The sequence below is a fragment of the Alkalihalobacillus bogoriensis ATCC BAA-922 genome, from assembly GCF_000621445.1.
GTDB lineage: Bacteria > Bacillota > Bacilli > Bacillales > Bacillaceae_F > Bacillus_AO > Bacillus_AO bogoriense.
The window spans coordinates 128,516-152,477 of record NZ_JHYI01000010.1 but is presented as its reverse complement, the minus strand read 5'-3'; the positions used below and the strand labels follow the sequence as shown (position 1 = coordinate 152,477).

The 23,962-nt window shown below is 36.1% G+C and carries 24 protein-coding genes; 21 read left to right on the top strand and 3 right to left on the bottom strand.

The genetic code is table 11. From position 1 onward, the window contains the following. The first annotated feature begins 4 nt into the window (after positions 1–4). The 11 genes from T323_RS0103005 (at position 5) to T323_RS29100 (ending at position 11,301) form a co-directional block, all read left to right on the top strand. Positions 5–1,036, top strand: coding sequence for a protein-glutamate methylesterase/protein-glutamine glutaminase (locus tag T323_RS0103005; protein WP_026671954.1), 1,032 nt, complete (start codon positions 5–7; stop codon positions 1,034–1,036). A gap of 26 nt (positions 1,037–1,062) precedes the next feature. Beyond that, positions 1,063–1,452, top strand: coding sequence for an ATP-binding protein (locus T323_RS0103000; protein WP_051556329.1), 390 nt, complete (start codon positions 1,063–1,065; stop codon positions 1,450–1,452). A 2-nt stretch (positions 1,453–1,454) separates the two neighbouring features. Continuing rightward, positions 1,455–1,790, top strand: a complete 336-nt coding sequence (locus T323_RS0102995) for an STAS domain-containing protein (protein ID WP_051556328.1) — start codon at positions 1,455–1,457, stop codon at positions 1,788–1,790. A gap of 137 nt (positions 1,791–1,927) precedes the next feature. Continuing rightward, a complete protein-coding gene (locus T323_RS27770; protein WP_026671951.1) occupies positions 1,928–3,574 on the top strand; it encodes a LuxR C-terminal-related transcriptional regulator in 1,647 nt (548 codons plus the stop codon). Positions 3,575–3,682: 108 nt separating this feature from the next. Next, the gene (locus T323_RS0102985) at positions 3,683–4,402 is read left to right on the top strand and encodes a 3-ketoacyl-ACP reductase (protein ID WP_026671950.1); all 720 of its coding nucleotides are present in this window, start codon (positions 3,683–3,685) and stop codon (positions 4,400–4,402) included. Between the two features lie 200 nt (positions 4,403–4,602). Beyond that, positions 4,603–6,060 (top strand): benzaldehyde dehydrogenase, encoded by a 1,458-nt coding sequence (gene yfmT / locus T323_RS0102980; protein WP_026671949.1) that lies wholly within the window; start codon positions 4,603–4,605, stop codon positions 6,058–6,060. A 22-nt stretch (positions 6,061–6,082) separates the two neighbouring features. After that, positions 6,083–6,946, top strand: a complete 864-nt coding sequence (locus T323_RS0102975) for a methyl-accepting chemotaxis protein (protein WP_026671948.1) — start codon at positions 6,083–6,085, stop codon at positions 6,944–6,946. Between the two features lie 158 nt (positions 6,947–7,104). Continuing rightward, positions 7,105–8,604 carry a spore germination protein gene (locus T323_RS25810; RefSeq protein WP_245613672.1) on the top strand — a complete coding sequence of 500 codons (1,500 nt, stop codon included), beginning with the start codon at positions 7,105–7,107 and terminating at the stop codon, positions 8,602–8,604. A 16-nt stretch (positions 8,605–8,620) separates the two neighbouring features. After that, on the top strand, positions 8,621–9,784 hold the full coding sequence (locus tag T323_RS27765) for a Ger(x)C family spore germination protein (RefSeq protein WP_051556327.1): 1,164 nt from the start codon (positions 8,621–8,623) through the stop codon (positions 9,782–9,784). 224 nt (positions 9,785–10,008) lie between these two features. Then, positions 10,009–11,112 (top strand): GerAB/ArcD/ProY family transporter, encoded by a 1,104-nt coding sequence (locus T323_RS0102955; RefSeq protein ID WP_026671946.1) that lies wholly within the window; start codon positions 10,009–10,011, stop codon positions 11,110–11,112. 33 nt (positions 11,113–11,145) lie between these two features. Next, a complete protein-coding gene (locus T323_RS29100) occupies positions 11,146–11,301 on the top strand; it encodes a hypothetical protein (RefSeq protein WP_169737867.1) in 156 nt (51 codons plus the stop codon). 216 nt (positions 11,302–11,517) lie between these two features. Here T323_RS29100 and T323_RS0102940 read toward each other — a convergent pair whose 3' ends face one another. Both T323_RS0102940 and T323_RS28690 read right to left on the bottom strand, forming a co-directional pair. Next, positions 11,518–12,789 carry an erythromycin esterase family protein gene (locus T323_RS0102940; RefSeq protein WP_035177475.1) on the bottom strand — a complete coding sequence of 424 codons (1,272 nt, stop codon included), beginning with the start codon at positions 12,787–12,789 and terminating at the stop codon, positions 11,518–11,520. A 50-nt stretch (positions 12,790–12,839) separates the two neighbouring features. Continuing rightward, positions 12,840–12,977 (bottom strand): hypothetical protein, encoded by a 138-nt coding sequence (locus T323_RS28690; RefSeq protein WP_156942378.1) that lies wholly within the window; start codon positions 12,975–12,977, stop codon positions 12,840–12,842. A 150-nt stretch (positions 12,978–13,127) separates the two neighbouring features. Between T323_RS28690 and T323_RS0102930 the strand changes: the two genes are divergently transcribed. The 6 genes from T323_RS0102930 to T323_RS29355 all read left to right on the top strand — a co-directional run bounded on the left by T323_RS0102930 (position 13,128) and on the right by T323_RS29355 (position 20,304). Next, complete coding sequence (locus T323_RS0102930) at positions 13,128–14,291, top strand: iron-containing alcohol dehydrogenase (protein ID WP_026671944.1); 1,164 nt, start codon at positions 13,128–13,130, stop codon at positions 14,289–14,291. Positions 14,292–14,484: 193 nt separating this feature from the next. Continuing rightward, complete coding sequence (locus T323_RS0102925; protein ID WP_026671943.1) at positions 14,485–16,074, top strand: histidine kinase N-terminal 7TM domain-containing diguanylate cyclase; 1,590 nt, start codon at positions 14,485–14,487, stop codon at positions 16,072–16,074. A 202-nt stretch (positions 16,075–16,276) separates the two neighbouring features. Continuing rightward, complete coding sequence (locus T323_RS0102920; protein WP_026671942.1) at positions 16,277–17,815, top strand: hypothetical protein; 1,539 nt, start codon at positions 16,277–16,279, stop codon at positions 17,813–17,815. Positions 17,816–17,958: 143 nt separating this feature from the next. Further along, a complete protein-coding gene (locus T323_RS0102915) occupies positions 17,959–19,164 on the top strand; it encodes a GTP-binding protein (protein ID WP_026671941.1) in 1,206 nt (401 codons plus the stop codon). Between the two features lie 19 nt (positions 19,165–19,183). Next, positions 19,184–19,603, top strand: coding sequence for a Fe-S cluster assembly sulfur transfer protein SufU (gene sufU / locus T323_RS0102910; RefSeq protein ID WP_026671940.1), 420 nt, complete (start codon positions 19,184–19,186; stop codon positions 19,601–19,603). 77 nt (positions 19,604–19,680) lie between these two features. Beyond that, positions 19,681–20,304 carry a hypothetical protein gene (locus tag T323_RS29355; protein WP_051556326.1) on the top strand — a complete coding sequence of 208 codons (624 nt, stop codon included), beginning with the start codon at positions 19,681–19,683 and terminating at the stop codon, positions 20,302–20,304. A gap of 269 nt (positions 20,305–20,573) precedes the next feature. Here the strand turns inward: T323_RS29355 and T323_RS0102900 are convergent, their stop codons facing one another. After that, positions 20,574–20,843 (bottom strand): hypothetical protein, encoded by a 270-nt coding sequence (locus tag T323_RS0102900; RefSeq protein ID WP_026671939.1) that lies wholly within the window; start codon positions 20,841–20,843, stop codon positions 20,574–20,576. A 159-nt stretch (positions 20,844–21,002) separates the two neighbouring features. Here T323_RS0102900 and T323_RS0102895 point away from each other — a divergent pair, with 159 nt between their 5' ends. The 4 genes from T323_RS0102895 to T323_RS0102880 are packed head-to-tail and all read left to right on the top strand — an operon-like array spanning position 21,003 to position 23,947. After that, the gene (locus T323_RS0102895; protein WP_026671938.1) at positions 21,003–21,620 is read left to right on the top strand and encodes a TetR/AcrR family transcriptional regulator; all 618 of its coding nucleotides are present in this window, start codon (positions 21,003–21,005) and stop codon (positions 21,618–21,620) included. Next, complete coding sequence (locus T323_RS0102890; protein WP_026671937.1) at positions 21,613–22,467, top strand: ABC transporter ATP-binding protein; 855 nt, start codon at positions 21,613–21,615, stop codon at positions 22,465–22,467. The genes T323_RS0102895 and T323_RS0102890 overlap by 8 nt, the downstream gene beginning before the upstream one ends. After that, a complete protein-coding gene (locus tag T323_RS0102885; RefSeq protein ID WP_026671936.1) occupies positions 22,464–23,186 on the top strand; it encodes a fluoroquinolone export ABC transporter permease subunit in 723 nt (240 codons plus the stop codon). The genes T323_RS0102890 and T323_RS0102885 overlap by 4 nt, the downstream gene beginning before the upstream one ends. Continuing rightward, complete coding sequence (locus T323_RS0102880) at positions 23,183–23,947, top strand: Rv2686c family ABC transporter permease subunit (RefSeq protein WP_026671935.1); 765 nt, start codon at positions 23,183–23,185, stop codon at positions 23,945–23,947. Before T323_RS0102885 ends, T323_RS0102880 begins: the two co-directional genes overlap by 4 nt. Positions 23,948–23,962: the final 15 nt, after the last annotated feature.

Here is a 23,962-nt window from a genome sequence, read left to right as displayed (position 1 = left end):
ATGAATGAAAGAAAAATATGGTGTGTTGGTTGTGGATGACTCCGCTTTCATGCGAAAAACAATTGGGGTCATTATTGAAGAAAACCCAAACTTTTATGTTATTGGAAAAGCACGGAATGGCATTGATGCCATTGAAAAAATAAAAAGATTGCAGCCTGATATTATTACATTAGATATTGAAATGCCAGAACTTGATGGCTTAGAAACATTACAAGTCATCATGACAGAATTTCCAATACCTGTAGTCATGTTAAGCAATGGGGCGGAATCGACACTCGAAGCATTTGAATTAGGGGCGGTTGACTTCGTTATAAAAGAATCGTTAATTCAAGAAAAAAACATCGAGATAAAAAAAGACTTTTATGAGCGATTATTTATCGCGGCTAAAGCCAAGCTTCCTAAGCCGATTGTAAGAACAGAAAAAACGATGGAGACGACATTAACAAAAAAGCAAAGGTCTTTAAAAAAACAATTGATTTTAATTGGAAGTTCAACAGGTGGGCCATCTGCTCTTCAAACCATTTTAACAAGATTCCCTGCCGATTTTGATATCCCTATTGTTGTCGTTCAACATATGCCTCCAGGGTTTACAAAACCATTAGCTGAACGTTTTAACAATTTATGTCAATTACATGTAAAAGAAGCTGAACATAATGAAATCCTTCAGAAAGGGACAGTTTACATTGCGCCAGCAGGGTTGCAAACAACAATACAAAAATTAGATAAAGATTGTTATACCATTAAATTAAAAATATCCTCCGTCATTGAGACATTATATAAACCGTCCGTTGATGTCACTTTACTTTCTGTCTCACACCAAACAAAAGACCAACTTCTAACAGTTATTCTGACAGGAATGGGGGATGATGGCTTGCGCGGATGTAAATCGGTAAAATCACATGGTGGTACTATATTAGCCGAATCTGAGGAAACCTGTATTGTATACGGAATGCCAAAGGTTGTTGTTGAAGCGGGGCTTGTAGATAAACAAGTACCACTTCATCTGATGTTTGACAGGATGATGGACATCGTATAGAAGTAAGGATGGTAGGAGTGGGGCTTTTGACTATTATAGAGAAAAAGATAAAAACAGAACAACAAATCATCGAGGCAATGCACTGCACTGCTAACTTAGCAAAAAAATATGGCTTTCCTACCACTATGATTTTAAAACTACAGCTTGTAACAGAGGAAGCATGTACAAATGCTTTGGAATATTGTCAGCACCAAAATATTTCCTTTTTTAAAGTCAAGTGGAAAGTAAAAAGCAACCGCTTTGAGTTGAGTGTGAAACAAAAGGGTGGCGAATTTACACTTGCTCAACAAGAAGAGGTAAATACAGGAATTCGTGGGAGAGGGTTATTTCTTATCCAACAATTTGTAGACTTAGTCGAAATCCGCAAAGACAAAGAGGATGTAGAGTTGTTGATTATAAAAGAAAATGGGGTATAACTATGATCGTCATTCAAAAAGAAAAAGCGAATATCGTCCATGTAAAAAAAGAGATTACGATAAAAAATACAGAAAAATTCAGACAATTAGTTGAAGGTGTCGTTACTGATGTCAAACCTTACATTATTATCGATTTAAGCAATGTTGTGTATTTAAATAGTTCAGCTTTAGGTATTATTGCTCATGCTGCGATGAACGCAAAGAAAAACGATAAAGAGCTTGTTATAGCTGGCATTCAGCCACCTATAAGTGAAATATTTGAAATCGTAAAGTTTGATACGTTTATGAGTTTATTTCAGACGTTAGAAGAAGCAGAACAGTATTTTGAGTCGAAATGAGCGATTTCCTTCGCGGCCAAATGCCAAGGATAAAGGTGTGACATTTGGCACGACTCTTTTTCTTTCTGTTTCCAGTCAATTATATGCTAAACATCCCGATATATAGGATAACAATTAGGTTTTGGAGGCTTCTTTACATGAAACATCAAATGAACGAATTAATCGAAACATATTCTACCGTTCTGAATCTTCCTATTTATGGAATAAACCGTAACGGTATCAAAGAATTTGGTGGCTCACACTCTCATGAAACCTCTTTAGATAAAATAGAGGAGTTCATTGCTATTGCCAAATATATTAAAAAGCCGACAATTGCAAATGGACTAGATGGAGAATACCGTTATTTTGTAACACCATTTATTCAAAACCAATTGTTTCTTTTAGCAGGTCCTTTTAATGAGAATACGCTAATTCACAGTACAAAAATGAATCAAACTCTTGTTGAGCAACAAGAATTTTCATTAAAAAAACTTGCATCGTTACATGAATTTCTTTCTTTACTGACTGACCAAGAGAAAAAAGAAAAGATTGAACAAACTTTAATCGAAACGTTTTTATCTGCGAAAAGAGCAGCTGGCATTGTTAATATTAATGAATATATTTCAAATATTGGTAAACAACTTGTTCCTTTATTAGACTATGATTTCTTTGGGTATGCGACCGAAAATACAGAAGGCATGTATTCTATTAATACGATAAAAGGACCTAATGCTCCATTGTTGGAAGGAAAATCATTTTACATTGGAGAAGGGCTTCTAGGAAATGCCATTATTACTGGAAAAGAAATTCACTGGACGAATAATGGCGATGAACATAAAATTAACTTTTTTCTACGTCATCAAGTAAAACCAAAAGTGATCTATTGCGCTCCGATTTTTAATGAAGGCGTAGTCGTCGGACTATTTTTTTGCGGGACATCGGTTATGAGGGATTTTTCCACATACGAACGCAACATTTTAAAGCTACTTCCAACTTTCTTTTCTGATAAAATTACAACCTTATCTAAGATTTCAAACGCAGAATACAAACAAATTGTTTTCGATAGTTGGGTTGACTTAATCGATGTATATATACATTCGTCTGACTTGAAAGGTTTTATCTATAAAATAGTTGATTTTTGTTCAACTTTAACTAAAGGTCATTTTTGTTGTTTTACATTTTTGTCTGGCGAACGAATCTACCGTGGTCGTATTAATGATGATTTAGCTCTCTCTCATGAAAAAGTTTTAGACGAGCTCAAAAAAAACACGACTTTTTCACGAAACGTGGATAAACAATGGATTCATCAACCTCTATATTATGAAGGTTCTTTATACGGCTTACTGTCAGTAGAATTAGTAAACGATACTTTCATCAATGAAACCATTGTTACCATTGAAATGATTGCCGGTTTGATTAAAATGAATCCACAACACACACGAAACATTACCAACGAGATTAATACAATCAATTCTTTAAATACAGTAGTAGAACCTTCAAAAGTGAAGATGATAGACAAATCTATAATAGCAACAGAAGGAACAAAGGACATCAGTGAAAAAGAAATCGAAAAGTTATCTGACTTATCGAGTGTAATCACAAAACTGACAGCATTAACATCAAGGGAAAAAGAAATATTAAAACTTATTCTAGATGGATTAAATAATCAAGAAGTGGCAGATACGTTAACGATTAGTGTCCATACCGTAAAAAATCACGTGACAAACATATTTAAAAAATTGAACGTGACTGACCGTGTTCAAGCCATGACGAAAATATATAAAATTAAATATGGGGAAGAGTAGAAAAACTTCATAAGCATCTCTTTTGACATTCGTATTTCGGTTTTGTATGATAAAATCCTCATCATACATAATGTTAGTATATGGATGAAAAGAAAGGGTGATTTTCTTATGGGACAAACAATTAGTGGAAAAACAGCTCTTGTCACAGGTGCAGGTAAAGGAATTGGAAAAGCAACAGCGATCGCATTAGCTAAAGAAGGCGTTCATGTTGCTTTACTTGCTCGAACAGAAAGTGATTTACAAGCAGTCGCTGATGAAATTAAAGCATTAGGCGCTAAAGTGGCGTACGCGACAGCAGACGTTTCATCACTTGAACAAGTAGAGGGTGCGATTGAAAAGGTAACTGCAGAGCTAGGCGCTTTTGATATCGTTATAAATAATGCAGGAACCGGAACATTTGGAGGATTTCTTGAATTAACACCAGAACAGTGGAAAAACATCATTGATATTAATTTAATGGGTGTCTATTATGTTACTCGAACAGTTCTTCCACAACTTATCGAAAAAAATGGTGGGGATATTATTAATATTTCCTCCACTGCCGGACAAAAAGGGGCACCAGTTACAAGTGCGTATAGTGCATCTAAATTTGGCTTACTAGGACTTACGGAATCCCTTGCCCTTGAAGTACGCAAGCATAATATCCGTGTTACCGCACTTACACCAAGTACAGTAGCGACAGAACTTGCCTTTAAAGAAAACTTAACAGACGGTAATCCTGAAAAAGTCATGCAACCAGAAGATTTAGCGGAGTTTATCGTTGCGCAATTAAAACTGCACCCGAGGGTCTTTATTAAATCAGCAGGGCTCTGGTCTACAAATCCGTAAACGACTAAAAACGTATTGGATATATCCTATCCAATACGTTTTTTCATTTTAAATACCTAGGTCTATCTTCACCTTACTATATATCTCCTTTTATGTGAATTCTAAAAAATGTATTTATCTTCTTTTTGTTTTATGTTAAAATTTTTAAGTGTAGTTCGTTAGTATTGGTTAATTAGTCTTTTAAAACGCGGAGGTCATCTATGTTAAACTTTAGTACATTAAACAAACAATTTATAAATGGAGAATGGAGACAAGGAAAGAGTTCAAATAAACTTCAAAATATAAATCCTTATAATGATGAAGTATTGGCAACTGTAAATATCGCCACAACTGAAGATGTAGACTTGGCGTATCAATCAGCATTTGAAGCGAAAGCTAAATGGGATAAAGTCAATGCCTACAAGAAACGTGATATTTTAGAAAATGCCGTTCGCTATATTGAAGAAAATGAAGAAGCGATTGTCACAATTATTATGGAAGAGTTAGGCGGAACTCGGGTGAAAGCCAACTTTGAAATATGGTTAGTGAAAAATATGATTAAGGAAGCCGCAACATTCCCACTTCGTATGGAAGGTAAAATATTACCATCGGTTGAAGATAACAAAGAAAATCGCTTGTACCGTTCACCTATAGGTGTTGTTGGGGTCATTAGTCCTTTTAATTTCCCTTTCTTCTTATCTATGAAATCCGTTGCTCCAGCTCTCGGTGCAGGAAATGGTGTTGTATTAAAACCACATGAAGATACTCCTGTTACAGGTGGAACTTTAATAGGGAAAATTTTTGAAGAAGCTGGTTTACCTAAAGGTTTATTAAATGTAGTCATTACAGATATTAGTGAAATTGGCGATGCTTTTGTTGAACATCCAATTCCAAGAATTATCTCTTTTACAGGGTCTACAAAAGTCGGTAGTTATATCGGACAAGTTGCAATGAAACATTTTAAAAAGCCTTTATTAGAACTAGGTGGGAACAGTGCATTTATCATTATGGATGATGCGGATATAGATTACGCTGTTAATGCGGCTGCTTTTAGTCGCTTTACACACCAGGGACAAATTTGTATGTCGGCTAATCGAATTTTAGTCCAAAAGCCAGTGTATGATAAGTTTGTTGAAAAATTTGTACAAAAAGTTGCTTCACTTAAAGTCGGAGACCCGAAAGATCCAAACACTGTTATTGGTCCAGTTATCAATAATCGACAAGCGGATGCACTTAGACATCTAGTTGAAACAGGAATTGAATCAGGTGCAAAAATAGCATTAAAAGGAAAAATAGAAGGCCGATTAGTCGAACCAACAATTTTTACAGATGTCACACCAACGATGACAATCGCACAAGAAGAGCTTTTTGGACCGGTCGTTTGTATTATGCCGTTTGAAAAGGAAGAGGAAGCAATTGAACTTGCAAATGATACACGCTTTGGTCTAAGCGGTGCCATTCATACAGCTAATATAGAGCGAGGCGTAGAAATGGCGAAAAAAGTTCATACGGGTATGATTCATGTAAATGATATCACCATAAATGATGAGCCGATTATTGCATTTGGTGGAGAGAAACAATCTGGAATCGGTCGCTTAAATGGCGAATGGAGTTTAGATGAGTTTACAACATTTAAATGGATTTCTATCCATTATGGACAACGAAGATTCCCATATTAAAATGATAAGGTAAGGTGTTCAAATGACAAATATACAAGTAGAAAAAAATAATATCCTCGAAGCGTTTGTGCAAGTTGCACCATTTTTAAATAAGCTCGTGCAAGATGATATTACAGTTGGAGTATATGATACAGAAAAATTACTCATTAATATTCCCGGTAAAACATTTTCGTTAAATGTGAAACCTGGTGATCCACTTGCTGAAGGGGATATTATTACAGAAGCAATTCGGAGAAATACTGAAAAAACAGCGCTTGTTCCAAAAGAAATATTCGGATTTCCTTTAATTGCCCGTGCTATTCCTATACATGATGAAAAAGGCAAGGTGATTGGAGGAATCGGGTTAGGGTCGAGTCTTGAAAAAGCGAATAAATTATTTGAAATGGCTGAAAGCTTCTCAGCTATTGTTGAACAAACAGCAGCTTCGATTGAAGATATTAGTGATTCTGTTTCGATTCTAGCGGAACAAGTAACAGATGTTTCAACACAAATGAAAAATGTCAGTACGAGTGCTGAGCAAATTGGTCAAATTTCTTCTGTTGTTAAAGGCATTTCAGACCAAAGTAATTTACTCGGCTTAAACGCCGCGATTGAAGCATCTCGTGCTGGCGATGCTGGGAAAGGTTTTTCTGTTGTCGCCAATGAAATTCGAAAGCTAGCAACTAACTCCAAAGAAAATGTAAATCAAATTAATGAGATTACAAATACTATTCAACAATTGCTACAACAGCTTAATGTATCCTTTACGGATATTAATAAATTAACAGATAATCAAGCGGGTGCCATTCAAGAATTTACAGCAACCATTCAAGAAATGAGTAAAAATGCACAAGACCTAGCTGATATGGCTGAGACTTCTTTAAACCCTGCAAATGAAAGCAAATAAAAAAACACGTCTAGTATTTTTACTAGATGTGTTTTTTTGTTTTTATCCATCCATTTAACAAATGTAATTCATAGTTAATAATTTTGCAAACTTTGATGAACAAGAATAAAGAAGGGAAACGAGGGAAAATTAGGAGCAGTCAGAAAAGGGGTTTTACTATGAATCGAACAAAACAAAAAGAACAATTATCTAGAGATATTGGAACGAATATTGCCACTTTTAAAGCGGCCTTCTCCGATTGTTCAGATCTTGTATATCGAAAAGTGAAGCTAGATGACCGAGTTGGCTATCTACTTTTTATTGATGGGTTAGTTAATACCGAAGATATGCAAGCTCATATTATCGAAGAACTTCAACACCAAAATTCGTATGACAATGTTACATGGCGAAAAATTAAACAACAAATTACCGCGGTAGCGGATGTATCTGAAAATAATGTCATCGATAACATTACCAAAGATATTTTAGACGGTAATGCGGTATTGTTGATAGACCAATATGATAAAGCAATTATTTATCCTGTTTCAGGATTTGAGACGCGAGCGATTTCAGAACCTGAATCAGAAACGGCCATACGTGGGCCCCGTGAAGGTTTTATCGAAAATATAAGAGTCAATACTTCGCTGTTACGGCGGAAAATTAAAACGACTGACTTTAAAATCGTATCAAGAAAAATCGGAGAACAAACAAAAACAAGTATCAATATTGCCTATATTGATGGGCTCACAGATAAAAAGGTATTAGCCGAGTTAAATAACCGTCTTGACCGAATAAAAATTGATGCGGTCTTAGAGTCTGGTTATATTGAGGAACTGATTGAAGACGAACCTTGGAGTTTGTTTCCGCAAATCCAAATCACAGAAAGACCTGATACGGTCGCCGCTAATCTACTAGAAGGTCGGATTGCGATTTTGTGTGATGGCACACCGTTTTGCATGATTATTCCTGCAACTTTTTGGCAACAGTTTCAAGCGAGTGAAGATTATTATGAACGATTTTATATTGCTATATTTCTTAGATTTATCAGATTGTTTTTTTTAGGAGTCGCGTTATTATTGCCTGCTTTATATGTGGCCATAACAACTTATCATCAAGAAATGATTCCGACAAATTTACTGTTAAGTATTGCTGCTAGTCGTGAAGCGATTCCTTTTCCAGCTATCGTTGAAGCGTTAATTATGGAAATTTCATTTGAAGCTTTACGAGAAGCTGGTGTTCGTTTACCTAAAACGATCGGACAAGCCGTCAGTATTCTTGGTGCCCTTGTTATTGGAACAGCGGCAGTAGAAGCAGGCATCGTCTCTGCCCCAATGGTTATAATTGTATCTTTAACAGGAATTGCATCGTTTACGATTCCTAAATTTAGCTTAGCCATTTCGATACGCTTACTTCGCTTTCCATTAATGGTTTTAGGAGCGATGTTTGGAATGTTTGGAATCGTTATCGGAATGATTTTGTTAATTACTCATTTATGTAAGTTACGGTCATTCGGTGTTCCTTATTTTGAACCGCTTGCCCCTATGAGGTTTTCTAGGCTAAAAGATGTCTTTGTAAGAGTTCCTAAGTGGATGTCGGATACAAGGGAGAAAGAATTTGTAAAAGAAAATCAACAGCGACAAAAACAAGATTTAAAACCGTCGCCAGAACAACCATCCTAATTTATAGGAGGAAATTATGAAACAAAAATGGTCTGTCATTGCAAGCCTTTTATTACTACTTTTTTCTACTGGTTGTTGGGACCGAAAAGAAATAAACGATATTGCCATTGTAACTGCAACTACATATGACAAATTAAATGAAACGGAATATATAGTCACAACACAAATACCATTACCTGGTGAAATGGGTGGGACTGGAAGCGAAGGTGGAGGTGGTACCTCAGGCGGGGCGATGTTTCTTTTAGATGCTGGAGTTGGACGGAATGTTCGCGAAGCCAATGCTGAGCTTCAACAACGTTTATCAAGACAATTAATTTTTGGACATCGTCGTGTCGCCGTATTTGGTGAAGGATTAGCTAGAGAAGGAGTAAGAAAAACATTAGACGTGTTAACTAGAACAAGGGAAGCTCGATTAGCGACTCAACTATTTGTGGCTGAAGGTGATGCAAATAAAATACTTGCAGCGAAGCCCCATCTAGAAAACTTAACGTCAGAGGCAATTCGAGAGCTCGGTGTCAATCATTTTGAAATTACGTTACGAGACTTCCTTATTGAATTTCAACAAAAAGGAAGTGACCCTTTTTTACCTGTGTTATCTCTTGTCGACAACTTAAGCCCTGACCCTGAATTAATAGAAGAACAAATAGGGATAAATAAAGTAGCGATGTTTAAAGATGATAAAGTTGAGTTTTTTACAGATGAGAATCAAACTAAAGCGATTAAATGGATTTTGGGAAAAATGGAAGGGAAATCATATGCCATTGATTGGACAGAAACTGAATCGATTAATACGCGTATAAAACAACAATCAGGAAATCTTTCGTACAAGATTGAAAATGACAAACCTGTCTTTATCGTGACAATCGATTTGACTGGGTCGATTATTGAAAATGAAACGGAAATCAACTTCGAAGAACATAATTCATTGGAACGGGTGAATGAGAAAATAAAAGAAGATGTGAAAGCAGAAGTAAATTCGATTCTTGAAGAAACCTTTGCACGGAACATGGATTCATTTGGGTTTGGCTGGCTACTTAAACGAAGAGAAAGAGAACGCTGGCATAACGAATGGAAGGACAGTTGGCGTGAAAACTTACCAGATTTGGAATATGAAGTGCACGTTAACAGTGATATCGAATGGACAGGTCTAACGACTAAAGGGATTGGTGTAGGAGAGTGATGGCGAGTGTTGCAAGTTATATTTATTTGGTGTGTTTTAATTGCAACTTATATACTTCAATTCGACGTGATAAAAAAAGATAGCAAACTAAAAAAACTTTATATCACTTTTTCCATTGTAACAGCGACCGTAGCAGTTTTTCTTGAGTTCAAGATCGGCTTGAACTTGTACATAGACTTCATACTGCAAACATTTGGTGCGTTTACGAGTTGGGTGATTGGAAGATGAAAGTTCATATTTCACATCGACAACTTGGATTTTTAGCCGCTAATATGACAATTGCTAGTAGCTTAGTTGTGTTGCCACAATCGTTAACGGATTTGTCATTACAAAACACTTGGGTTGTACCTCTTATCCTATTTGTTTATGTTGTTATTATCGTTAGCATTGGTATGTTTGGCATACAAAAATTACAAGTGCTCGATTTCGATTCGAAAAGCTGGAAAATAAAAGGCTTTGCTCTGTTAATGTTTATTTTCATAGCTCATATTTTAATTCGAGATATTCGTATTTTAACTGGTTTTGTCGATACAACGCTTTTACCGTTAACACCAACATTTGTTGTAACGATGCTATTTATCGGAACGAGTTTATATATAGCATGGGCAGGTATTGAAGTCATTGCTCGGTTTAATGAAATCATTTATGTGTTATTTATTATCGTGATTATCTTTATTCCTATCTCTTTGCTTGAAGAAATGAGTTTATCTAATTTTGAACCAGTTATGGGATTTCATGTGATTCCTTCTTTACTTCAGTCTAGCTTTATTGGCTTTGCTTGGATTGGGGAAATTATTATTGTGTTTTTAATTTTGAATACGACAAAGTCTTATCAAAAATCAAAAATGTCCTTAATTTTAGGTGGGGGATTAGGGTTATTTTTATTGTTTGTTTTAATTTTTAGTCAAACAGCAGTGATTAGCCCTGAAATTGTTCGCTTCACAACGTACCCAAGTTACACACTTGTTCAGCAAATCCGACTTACAGAATTTTTGGACCGTTTAGATTTTTTCCTTGTTTCTTTATATTTTCCAACTATTTTTTCAAAGTTGGCTCTAATGTTATATGGTTTAAACCGGACTGTGAATATGATAACGAATAGTAAAAATAAAGTAACATTAATTCCACTTACATTATTAATGGGCATGTTATCGTTACTATTATTTGAAGATAAAAATGATATATATGAATTTAAAATTCACTCTTGGGCTAGTTTAGGATTGTTTTTACAACTTGTCATTGCTATAGTGATGTTTTTCGTCATTAGGGACCAGTTAAAAAATAACAAACAAACTCAAAATAATTCTTCAAAAGATAGTCAACAATAAAATAGGATTCCAAGCAGACAAAGAGGTGAGAACATGAAAGAAAAGGAAAAGAATAAACCGACAATTGCACCAGGCATTGATAATGACGAAGAGTTAAGTCAAAAAGCAACTGAAGAAGAGATAAAAGAAGGAGAAGCGACTCGAGTCATTACAATGTCTTGGGATGAAAATCCTGGGGAAACGAAGTAAAGAGGGAGCGTGAAAATTGGAACAAAAAAAGCGGAACAACACTAAAATGGAAATACAAGGTGGGCCAATTAGCGATGGCTTACATAGTGATAATGGATTTTAGTGACAAAGGTTTAGAAAATGAAGAAAAGACTAAAAATACACAACAAACATCAAAGTAAAAAAATATGAGACCGTAGAATATTGTTCTACGGTCTTCTTATGTTATGTTTTTTTCTACAACATTGTGTTCGACTTCACTAATGGATGGAGTGCTGTTGTTTTTTCGACATGAATAAATCCATCATATCGTTTAGATAGTTGAGAAGGGACGTAATTTCCATATTGCTCATAATGGGGATTGTATGTGACGCCAATCGCCCTATGACCCATTGTATTGGAAAACAATGCCTCATTTTTATCATGAAAATGTATAAATTTATTAAATGCACCTGCTTCATGTAAATATGCTTCCCAACTATGGGGGCTAGCTTTTGGAACAGCCATAACTTTCATTGGTTCTCCCCAACGGTCAGCCGCTATTACGGTTCCTTCATACGTACCAAACCCAATTGAATAGACGTTTTCTCGTCCATACCGTTCCCGAGCGAGTTGTCCGACATTGACCATACCATCTGCCACCATATCTGTTGCCCTTGCATCACCAATATGGGTGTTATGTTCCCAAATGATTCCTTTTCCTTTCCGGTAAAAGGTTAAAATTTCATCCAAAGCCTGAACCATATGACGATCACGAATATTCCATGATTCATTATCATTTGTCACCATGGCGCGGTAATAATGTTCTGCGTTATCAGCTACGATTGAATTCACTTGTAAGTTTAACGTTGCTTCATTGTCTTTTGGAAAGTTGTGTTTTGCTTTTTGGAGCTCATCTAAAAGCTGTAAAAGTTCTTCTAAGCAATCTTCTCCATATAGGGAAGCGGATACGCCATACAGTTGTGGCTCTCGGTGAAAAGGTTCAAAACAATGAAAAGCTTTTCTCGCATCGGCAGCAACAGGAGAGCCGATTTCTTCCAAATGTTGAACGACCGCTTGCATTGATTCCCACAAACTATAAATGTCAATTCCATAAAATCCAACTTTTGCTTTTTGAATGGAATCATTATAAGATCGAAGCCATGTTAATAACTCAGCCACTTCTTCATTTGCCCACATCCAAGTTGGCCAACGATTAAACTGTTGTAATGCATCTCTAGCATTATCTACTGAACTATACCCTTTTATGTAGCGGTTTGCTTCATAACAGGCAGGCCAGTCACCTTCTACAGCTATAAATTGAAAACCTTTCTTTTCAATTAACCATTTCGATATTTCCGTTCGCAATCTATAAAATTCAGACGTACCATGGGTTGCTTCACCTAACAATACAAATTGGGCTTCACTTGCTTTTTCTAGCATAGGTTGTAAATCATCGATCGAGTCAAAGCGAATGGCATTATCTTTTATATGTTGCACGAATTCATTTTTCAAGTGTCCAACCTCCATACGTTGAAATATGACTCTATAAAGCACCTTGCCTTATAGAGCAATCTCTTTTATGAACCATTTTTTAATTTTTTTAAAACGAGTGGCATTTTTTTCTTGTTTCTATTTTGTTGTGTTTTACGTTTACCTGTAATCGGATTCCCCGAACGGAAACGTACAGCATCCATTCCATCCATTATATTTGTCATGTGAAATCCTCCTTTCTCCCGTAGTATCACCTGACTTTACTAATTCAAGACGAGTAATTGATTCCAATAAACAGTCTTGCTATCACTCAAATTGCAATCACTTGCGTTTCTATTTTATTCAGACTAAGATGAGAGAAAGGAGGCATAATCATGCAAAATTTTGAGTTCCAAAATGCTACAAAAATTATTTTTGGTAAAGATACAGAACATAAAGTAGGACAAGAGTCTGTTCCGTTCGGGAAAAAATTATTACTTCATTATGGCGGTGGAAGTATAAAGAAGAGTGGGCTGTATGACAAAGTTGTGGCTTCATTAACTGAACAAGGGATCGAAATATTTGAATTGGGTGGCGTTGTTCCAAATCCAAGGGTCAGCCTAGTAAGAGAAGGGATTTCACTTTGTAAAGAACATGATATTCCCTTTATCCTCGCAGTTGGAGGAGGAAGCGTCATCGATTCTGCCAAAGCGATAGCAGCTGGGGTGAAATATGATGGCGACGTATGGGACTTTTTCACAGGAGAAGCCCATGTGAGTGATTGTTTACCAATTGGAGTGATTTTAACGATTCCAGCTGCAGGAAGTGAAAGTAGTGCAGGAACAGTCATTACAAATGAAGATGGCTTATATAAACGAGCAATGGGTCATCCTTCGATGCGACCGGTGTTTGCGATATTAAATCCTGAGCTTACATATACATTACCGCCATACCAAACAGCATGTGGGATTACTGATATGATCGCTCATATATTAGAACGTTATTTTACAAATGAAACGCATGTAGATTTAACAGACCGATTATGTGAGTCGACATTACGTACGATTATTTCAAATGCGAAAACGGCGTTAGAGGACCCTACGAACTATCATGCCCGTGCTGAGATTATGTGGTCTGGTACAATCGCTCATAATGACTTATTAAGTACTGGGAGAATCGGTGATTGGGCTAGCCATGATATTGAACATGAAATTAGTGGCATATATGACATTGCTCATGGAGCAGGACTTGCGATTGTTTTTCCAGCTTGGATGAAATATGTGTATCAACATGACATCAATCGTTTTGCCCAATTTGCTAACCGTGTTTGGGATGTCGAAATTGATTTATATGATATCGAAAAAACAGCAAGAGAAGGAATAAAACGATTCGAGCAATTTCTACAATCTATCGGTATGCCGATTACACTAACAGAGGTTGAGATTGATGAAACGCATTTTAAGGAAATGGCAAAAAAAGCAACAGAACGATGGGAACTAGGAAACTTCGTGAAATTAAAAGAAGAAGATGTGTTACAAATATTCCATTTAGCAAAATAAATAGGATTTTATAAAGCTAGGACGTAACGAAAGTGTGCTTAAAGCATACACAGTTCGTATCCTAGCTTTTTTATTAGAAAGGAAACACTACCGACTTCCTCCGTCTTTCCCTCCAAAAAAAAGCTAGTCGGCATATCTGATTACCATTATAATGAAAAGACTTAAAACTTTTTTACTATATGGAGTAGATGGTATGGCTGAGCAATTATTCATATTTACGGTTGTTGGAGTATTTGGAAGTTTACTTTGTTTATTTTTATGTATGTATGCTTTATTTACATTTAAATCTGCGCCAGGTGGAAGATATTATATCTTTGCTACTCTAATGTGTGCTATTTTTTCATTTTCCTATGTTCTTGAATTAAATAGTACAACGCTAGATGCGATGAAGTTATGGTTAAAAGTTGAGTATTTAGCTTTGCCTTTTATTCCCGTATTTATTTTGCTCATGTGTGTAGAGTATGTCGGTCGAAAACTGCCTCCAATTCTCTTATTTTTTTTATATTTCATACCGCAACTAACGATCTTTTTTCATTTCACAAACGACTTGCACCACTATTACTATACTTCAGTTACCGTTTCAACAGATGGACCTTTTCCGCTTTTAGTGTTAGAAGGAGGGCTTTGGTTTTACGTCCATTCGATTTTCCTTTATGTATGTATAGCCGCAAGCTTATGTATATTGCTTATTCATATGAAAAAAGTTCGATTCCGATTTAAAATGCAAATTTTCCTAATGATCATCGGACTTGTAATTCCGGTCATCGGAAGTATTTTTTATTTAACTGGCACTAGCCCATATGGGATTGACACAGGCCCGATTTCAATGAGTGTTGCTTTTTTATTTCATGGAGCTGCTATTCTTTCCTTGCAAATGTTTAATGTTGTTCCTATAGCTCGTGAAACTGTTTTTGAAAATATGCAAGAAGGGGTTATCGTCATTAATCAACACTATAGGATTATCGACTATAATCAAGCAATGAAACAGATTATTCCTTCTTTAGGAAATCATGTACTTGGGCGGTCCATTGCTGAAGTGTTACAACATCAACTTGAATTAAAGACTATTATAATGTCTGATAAAGACTCTGATTATCATTCAGTGCAAACAGGAACTACTCACCATTACCATATTCGATTTACCCCTGTTTATCGTAATCATAAATCGTTTGTTGGTCGAGTTATTTCATTTATTGATGTTACAGAACGTGTAAAATTAGAAGAGCAATTAACGATATTAGCAAGTATGGATGGCTTAACCCAAATTTTAAACAGGACATTTTTTATGAAAGAAGCCGAGCAAACCATCACCACTTTGAAAGAACAAGAGGGGACCGTTTCTTTTATTATGTTTGATATCGATCACTTTAAAATGGTCAATGATACGTACGGCCATGAAGCTGGCGATAAAGTGTTAGTGGAAGTTATTCATGCAGCCAAAACTTGCTTACGTGATACTGACATTATTGGCAGATACGGTGGAGAAGAGTTTATTATCTGTTTACCAAATACGTCGGTGCTAGATGCTAGCTTAATCGCAAATGACATTCGTAGCCAAGTATATGAAGCAACAATCACGATAAATAACGACGCCATCCGGGTTACTTCAAGTTTTGGAATAACGACGGAAAGCTTTTCTTTTGACCAACCACCTCTTTTATTAACAACCCTAATCCAACAAGCCGATAAAGCACTTTACGAGGCAAAACATCATGGTCGTAATTGCATCCAATTGTATTCATCTGAACCTGTACAAGAAGAGTTCATAGTAAACGAACGATAAAAGAGAAGGTGTGACAAACACCTTCTCTTTTTCGTCATAAAGTGTCCACTATGTGTTTATCCTAATAATCGTATACCATAAATAGTAAGTGTTCTGAAATCATTTACTATTCTGTGTACTAGATGTATAGGCTTACATCCATTTACTCTTTTCCATACTTAAGGTACACTTTATCAGTATATTTGAATAAGGGGATAGAACGTTGGAAATTATTGAACAAATTACGCACTTGCAAGTGTTAAACCAATTTTGGATTTTATTATTTTTCCTCATACCAATGGTGTTAATTTCACGAACCGTTGTTGCAGGAACTAGGTTTTCACCAATTCTAATCATCGTTATTTTTGGGCTTTTGCTCGGCTTTATACTCGTGAATGTTGGAATTGCATCACCAGGTCTCGTTGAGTTTCCTTTTGTTGATTTTATGGCGAGAACTACGATTATTGCGTTAATTGTCTCATTTTTCGTTGGGGGACAAGAGCTTCGCAAAATTTTAGGAAACAAAAAATTAGAAGTTGATGATATTGTTGTTCCTTGCGATGAAGAAACTATTTTAGGGACAAGCCGTACTCAATTTATTTTTATCATTCGTGCTTTTTTCTTATTATTAGGGATTGAAGCATTTGTTCGAATGATTTTGCATGGGCAAGGAGCAGAAGGTTTAGCTGCTTATAATCCACTGATTGCTTATATCGGAATTGTCTTTGCTGTTATTCTGATTGATAATCGCGCACAAATCAAAAATAAACATCAATATATACGGAAAGGGCTTCTAGAGCTTGCACTCATTATTGTTGTTTTATACCTTTCTTATCATATTGCACAAGCAATCAGTTCCGTTATTGCGCTTCCGCAAATCTTCTTTGCGATGATGATTTCAGCCGCACTCGGAGCAATTTTTTATAACTGGACATTTGGCCCAACAATACGAGCTCTTTTATTTGCAGGAATCCCAGTTGTGTTAGCTGCTAATTTCATGGTCGGTGGCTCCCGCATTGGCGATGCTTTTGCGATTGAAGGAATGAACGCTGTTTTAGCGTACGGGTTTTTCGGTCAATTATTATGGATGTTTGGTGGAATTGCCCTCGTGATGCTCATTGCACGAACCTCACATGCGCGGAATTTAGCTCCAGGAATGGCGGGTTCCTTATCACACTCAGGGTTAACCGGAGCTTGTACGGCAGGTGACTTTGGGAGTATCGCTGCAAAACGTGCCCCGATTATGATTAACATCCCATTTTTCGGCCATGTATTTGTATTTTCAGTGTTAGCGATAAGTGCGGAACGAGGCTCACTTTGGATAGGACCTACTGCGATTATTGTTGCCATTGGTGTTGGACTGACAGCTCTTGCTCTATTTAATTTACGAAAAGCAAATGATGATGATAGAAAAGAAGTCAAAGCTTTAATGCAATTTTCTTTTGGCTGGCAAATTTGCGCGGTATTTGGCGGACTGATGTTATTAAGTCTAAGTACAATGTCATTTGAATACACAACGATGGCCCAAACGTCAGCGATTTCTCATTTTGGCTTATTTGCAGCTATACAAGGAGAGATGTTTGGTACAGAAGCAGCCTTGCTAATCCCATTTATCTTTTCTATGCCATTTTTAGTTCATCCATTAGTCTTTTATATGTTTGGAAAAGCAATGGAGCGCGACGGACATATGCCAAACAAACCTGTATATGTTTTAGCTTTACTCGGAGTCATAGGAGTCACTTTTGCACTCTTTCTTGCTTAGTTTTTATGTTTTAAGCCCCACGTGAACGATATTCGTTTTACGTGGGGCTTTTTTATTTTAGAAAATAATTCTTTGACAGAATGAAAAATCCTCGTTACAATACACAAATAGTAATCATTACGATTTATAAGGAGGAAATAAAAATGAGCATCATTCCAATTACAGTATTAAGCGGGTATTTAGGCTCAGGAAAAACAACGGTACTAAATCATTTGTTACAAAATCGCGACGGGCTAAAGGTGGCGGTAATTGTCAATGACATGAGTGAAATTAATATTGACGCTGATTTAATTGAGCAGGGGGGAGATTTTTCAAGAACGGAAGAAAAATTAGTCGAAATGTCAAATGGATGTATTTGCTGCACATTAAGAGAGGACTTGCTTATCGAAGTAGAAAAATTAGCGAAAGCCGGCAATATTGATTATATCGTGATCGAATCAACCGGAATAAGCGAACCTGTTCCTGTTGCCCAAACGTTTTCATACATAGATGAAGAACTCAACATCGACTTAACTCAATTCTGTCGTTTGGATACGATGGTTACGGTTGTTGACGCGAATCGGTTTTGGCATGATTTTCAATCGGGAGAATCATTGCTAGACAGAAAAGAAGCACTTGGTGATGAAGATACGAGAGAAATTGCTGATTTATTGATTGACCAAATTGAATTTTGTGATGTGATTGTCATTAATAAATGTGATTTAGTCACTGAAGAAGAAATCACTAAATTAGAACAAGTCTTAAGGAAGCTACAGCCCTCTGCTAAATTTATACGAACTTCAAACGGAAAGGTTGAATCGAAAGAAATTTTAAATACCCACTTATTTAATTTTCACGAGGCAAGTCAATCTGCCGGTTGGCTGCGAGAATTAGAAGGGGGTGGCCATAAAGAACACACCCCTGAAACAGAAGAATACGGAATTTCCTCTTTTGTTTATAGTCGAAGAGAGCCGTTTCATTCTGTCAGATTTCAACGGTGGCTTCAGTCGATGCCAAAAAACATTGTACGAGCGAAAGGTATTGTTTGGTGTGCAACTCGCAACAATCTTGCTTTACTCTTATCACAAGCGGGGCCATCTGTTTCTCTTGAGCCGATTTCGTATTGGGTAGCTAGTTTACCAGAAAAAGAAAAACAACAAATTTTAAAACAAAACCCTCATATTAAACAACAGTGGGATCCACAATACGGTGATCGCCATACAAAGTTAGTTTTTATTGGAACTGAACTCGAAAAAGACAAAATCATAAAAGAGTTAGATGAGTGTTTACTAACGGATTCAGAAATCATTGAGGATTGGATTTCGTTTGAAGACCCGTTTACATGGGATGTACAAAGACAACAGGCATAAACAGACTAGGAGGGAAAATATGCTCGACAATCTATATCACAGCGTAGTGTTGGACCATGCAAAATCAAAACGAAACCATCGAAAAACAAATGGAAACAATACACTCGTCAAACATTATAAAAACCCAACATGTGGTGATGTCATGACATTATATGTGAACGTAAGTGAGGAAAATACCATCCGTGATATTTCATTTGTTGGCGAGGGTTGCAGTATTAGTATGGCTTCATGTTCGATGATGACCACACGACTTAAAGGCGTTACTCTAGAAGAAGCTTTTCAGTTACGTGAAGCAATGGAAACGATGATTCGGAAAGGAATTGAGCCAGAATCGATAGATCTTGGAGATGCGATTGCTTTAAAAGGTGTTCATCAACTAAAAGCTCGTCATAATTGTGCATTAATGCCGTGGCAAGCCTTTGATCGTATTTTTCAATAGATTTTTCCTCCTACCGTAAAAATACAATAAATATTATTTTATTGTTGGTAAATAGTAAGCGGTAGGAGGTGTGTTATATGACAAACTATAATCAAAATCAATTTTATGGACAACAATCTGCGTTTCAACAAGGGTTTGCAAATACCGATGTAAACCATGTCAGACAGCAAAATGCACAAACGCAATTCGGTGGAATTCAACAACAATATGGATTCCAGCAACCTATTTCACAATCAAATCAACAAACAATGGCGGGAACTAACATTCAACAAGTAAGGCAACAAAATGCCCAATCCGCTCAAGGACAATACGGCCAACCGTTTGGACAACAAAGTTTTAACTCTCAGCAAAACTTTGTCGGCCAAGGGCAACCGAACTTTTCAGGAACAAACGTGCAGCAAGTAAGACAACAAAACGCGCAATCGGCTCAGCCTTATTTTGGCTATCAACAACAAATCCAACAAAACCAACAACACAATTTCGGTTCTTACCCTGGTGCGCAAACATCTTTTGCTGGTACTGATATTCAGCATGTAAGACAACAGAATGCGCAATCGGCACAATCACAATATCAACCACAACAACAACAAGCTCAATTTGGTCAGATCAATCAACAACCGAACTTCCAACCTGGATTTTCTGGCTCGAATACACAACAAATTAGAAATCAAAACCAATTCGGTCAATTTCGTAACTTTTAATTAAAAAGCCCTCTAATTGAGGGCTTTTTTTTCGTAACGGACATTTATTCCTCTATTTCTTAAAAACTAGATGTTTTTCCGACTTTATAGGACATACGTTCCGCTATTTGACCAAATCGACAACAAAAGATATGAAAATTTATACTATAACGGAACAAATGTCCGATACTTTTGCAAGTCGTTATTTTTTTTTAAAAATAGCGGAATGAATGTCCATACCGCATTGAAAAAGCTGTCGATGTGAAAGTCGACAGCAATATTCCCACTTTTTATTGAAACGACTTAATCGCTTGTTGAAGACCATTATACGCTTCTCCAAATGCCCCCGCTGAAGAAATATCTCCTGCTTGCATTCGTTGGTCTTTCGCATTTTTCGCTTGCTCTAATGAATGGATAACGTCTTCAATTAATGTTCCTTTATCTCCGAATTGTTCTTTTGCCTGTTGCAGAGATTGGATACTTTGTTCTAAATCAATAGATTCAGGGTTATCATACGCCTTTTCTAAATCTTCTTTCACTTGCTGTAAAATATCTCTCATTCAAAAAACCTCTTTTCATCATATTTTTCACGTTTAGTATGACCAAAAGAAAAAAAGAGGACGAATAATTTTATTGACAATTATTTACTCTCACACTATTATGAACGTATGAATAATTAATAAAAATGTTCATAAGTTCATAATGATGGAGGAGTCGAAATGCCACGAGGCTTTGATGAAATGGAACAAAAGCAAATTATTGAAAAAATAAAAGTTGTTGCAAGAGAACTGTTTTCACAAACAGGTGTAAAAAAAACAAGCATTAAGGAGATAACAGAAAAGGTCGGCATTGCTCAAGGGTCTTTTTATAAATTTTTCGAATCAAAGGAGCTCTTATATTTTGTTTTATTAGAAGAGGATGAACTTGAAATAAAGCAAGAGGTTATGTCCCAGTTTTCAAATCTTGAAGAAATGGGGCCATCCCAATTTGCTAATGTCATCGTATATGCGGTAAAACAAATTCAATCATACCCATTGCTATACCGGTTATATTCAACGGATGAATATGAATATGTCGTTCGCAAGCTACCGAAAGAAGTTCTTGACACTCATGGCCAAGAAGATACGATTAGCCTCACACCATTGTTACAACATTTACAACAAGCTGGGAAAGTACATATGTCCATTAATTTTGATGTTGTTTCTGGTGCATTACGTGCCTTATTCTTGTTACCTTTACACAAAAAAGAAATTGGAGAAGCGGTATATATGGACACACTTTTGTTTATGGCTGAAGCAATTGCATATAAAATCTTTAAGGAGGCAAGTGATGATTGATGTTCGGCATTTGAATTTCACCTACCCTAACCAGATAAACCCGACATTAAAAGATGTAAACTTAACCGTTACAAAAGGGGAGATATTTGGCTTCCTTGGGCCGTCTGGTGCTGGAAAAAGCACACTTCAAAAAATATTAATTGGTGTTTTAAAGGACTATGAAGGAGATGTTCAAGTGCTGAATCAAACTGTAAAACAAGCTGATTCATCCTTTTATCAACGACTTGGCGTCGCATTTGAAATGCCAAATTTTTATCAAAAATTCACAGCAGTTGAAAATTTGAAATTTTTTCAATCATTTTATAAGAACAATGAAAACGAAATTTATAGCTTACTTGATAAACTTGACCTTCAACCATTTGCCGATACACGTGTTTCAGCCTTTTCTAAAGGGATGAAAATGAGATTAAATGTGTGTCGTGCATTTTTACATCAACCCGACATCGTGTTTTTAGATGAACCAACGTCGGGATTAGATCCGGCTAATATTAATAAAGTGAAACAATTAATCGTCGAGCAAAAAGAAGCAGGGAAGACGATTATAATAACGACTCATAATATGGCTGTAGCAGATAGTCTTTGTGACCGTGTTGCATTTGTCGTAGACGGGGAAATTAAAGTAATCGCGTCACCTGCACAATTAAAACGACAATATCCAGCTACTTATGTAACAGTCACACATACGGAGCATAATAAAATTGTAGATGAAACATTTGAACTAAAACATCTCGGAAAAAACAATAGGTTTACACAACTATTAACTCAAAATGAAATCTTGGCCATTCATTCAGAGGAAAAAACGTTAGAAGATATCTTTCTCGAATTAACGGGGAGGACATTGCAATGAACTTCCGGTTGTTAAAACACGATATTCACTTTCAGATTAAACATGGTTTTTATTATATTTATGCTTTTGTCACCGTTATCTATATTGGCATTTTACTGATCATCCCAGCCGAGTATCGAGATTTTTGGAGTGCGATTGTCCTATTAACTGACCCTAGTACACTAGGATTCTTTTTCGTCGGAACGATTATCATGTTAGAGCGAAATCAACAAATTATCGAATATCTTTTTATTACTCCTATCCGGCTATCCATGTATTTATGTAGCAAAATTTTGTCTCTTACTGTCATCGCGTGGGTGACAAGTATGTGTATAGCTTATTTCTCTTTGAATCATTCAATCTCTTTTGTCTCATTAACAATGGCTATCTGTCTAGCAAGCTTTTTCTTTACCTCATGCGGGTTAGCGATATCGATTCATACTCATTCTCTTAATTCCTTTTTAGTTAGAGCCATTTTATTTATGCTTATCATGTTTATCCCTCTCTTACAATATGTGAATTGGGTTTCTTTTAAATTATTTGAGGTCTTTCCAAGTTATTCTGCTTTATGGTTAATTGAAGCATCCATCGGAAAATCGACTTCTTTGTATAATGCAAGTTATGTTTTCCATGTTTGTCTATTAACGATGTGGGGACTACTTTCTTTTTTTGTTGCGTATCAGCAGTTTAGCCGATATATTTTACTCAATACTGGTGGAAATAGGAGGATCTCACTATGAAGCTATTTCATCATAAGCAACCGTATAACGTGAAAATATTTTTGTTAGGTGATATAAAAAACATATTCCGTGACCCTTTTATGTTGCTTGTTTTAACCATTCCTCTTTATATGTTTTTCCTTGTTCATTATGGAATTCCTTTTATTGATAGTCAGCTAGAAAAGATCACTCATTTTTCACTAACTGACCATTTATCTTTTATTATAATCATGAGTATCGCCATGGCACCGATGATGGTTGGGATGCTTACAGGGTTTTTATTATTAGATGAAAAAGATGATGGAATTTTTCAATATATCGAAATTACCCCTTTGAAAAAAATCGGTTATATCGTATATCGAATAGTTTTTCCGCTCTTGCTGTCAAGTATCATAACGGTCATTTTATCGTTTTTACTTGTAAATGGGCTGGAACTCCATGTTGGAATCTATTTAATAGCATTATTCTTATTTTCTTGTTATGGGCCGTTACTTACGATGTTCTTAGCGACATTCTGTCAAAATAAAGTGGAGGGGATTGCGTATGCAAAACTGATTAATATTTTATTAGGGGCACCTGTTATCAATTATATGTTTGATGGACCTTGGACCGCTTTTACTTATCTTGTTCCTTTTACATGGGGTTCAGAACTAATGTTCGCTTCTATTACTAGTTCTTATTATGGCTTCGTTTCACATTGGTTTTTCTTATTTGTTGGCGGTTTGCTTTCAACCGGAGTATGGTTGTTGTTTTTCTTCCGTAAAATACAAAAGAACATTTGATGGTTTACATAACGA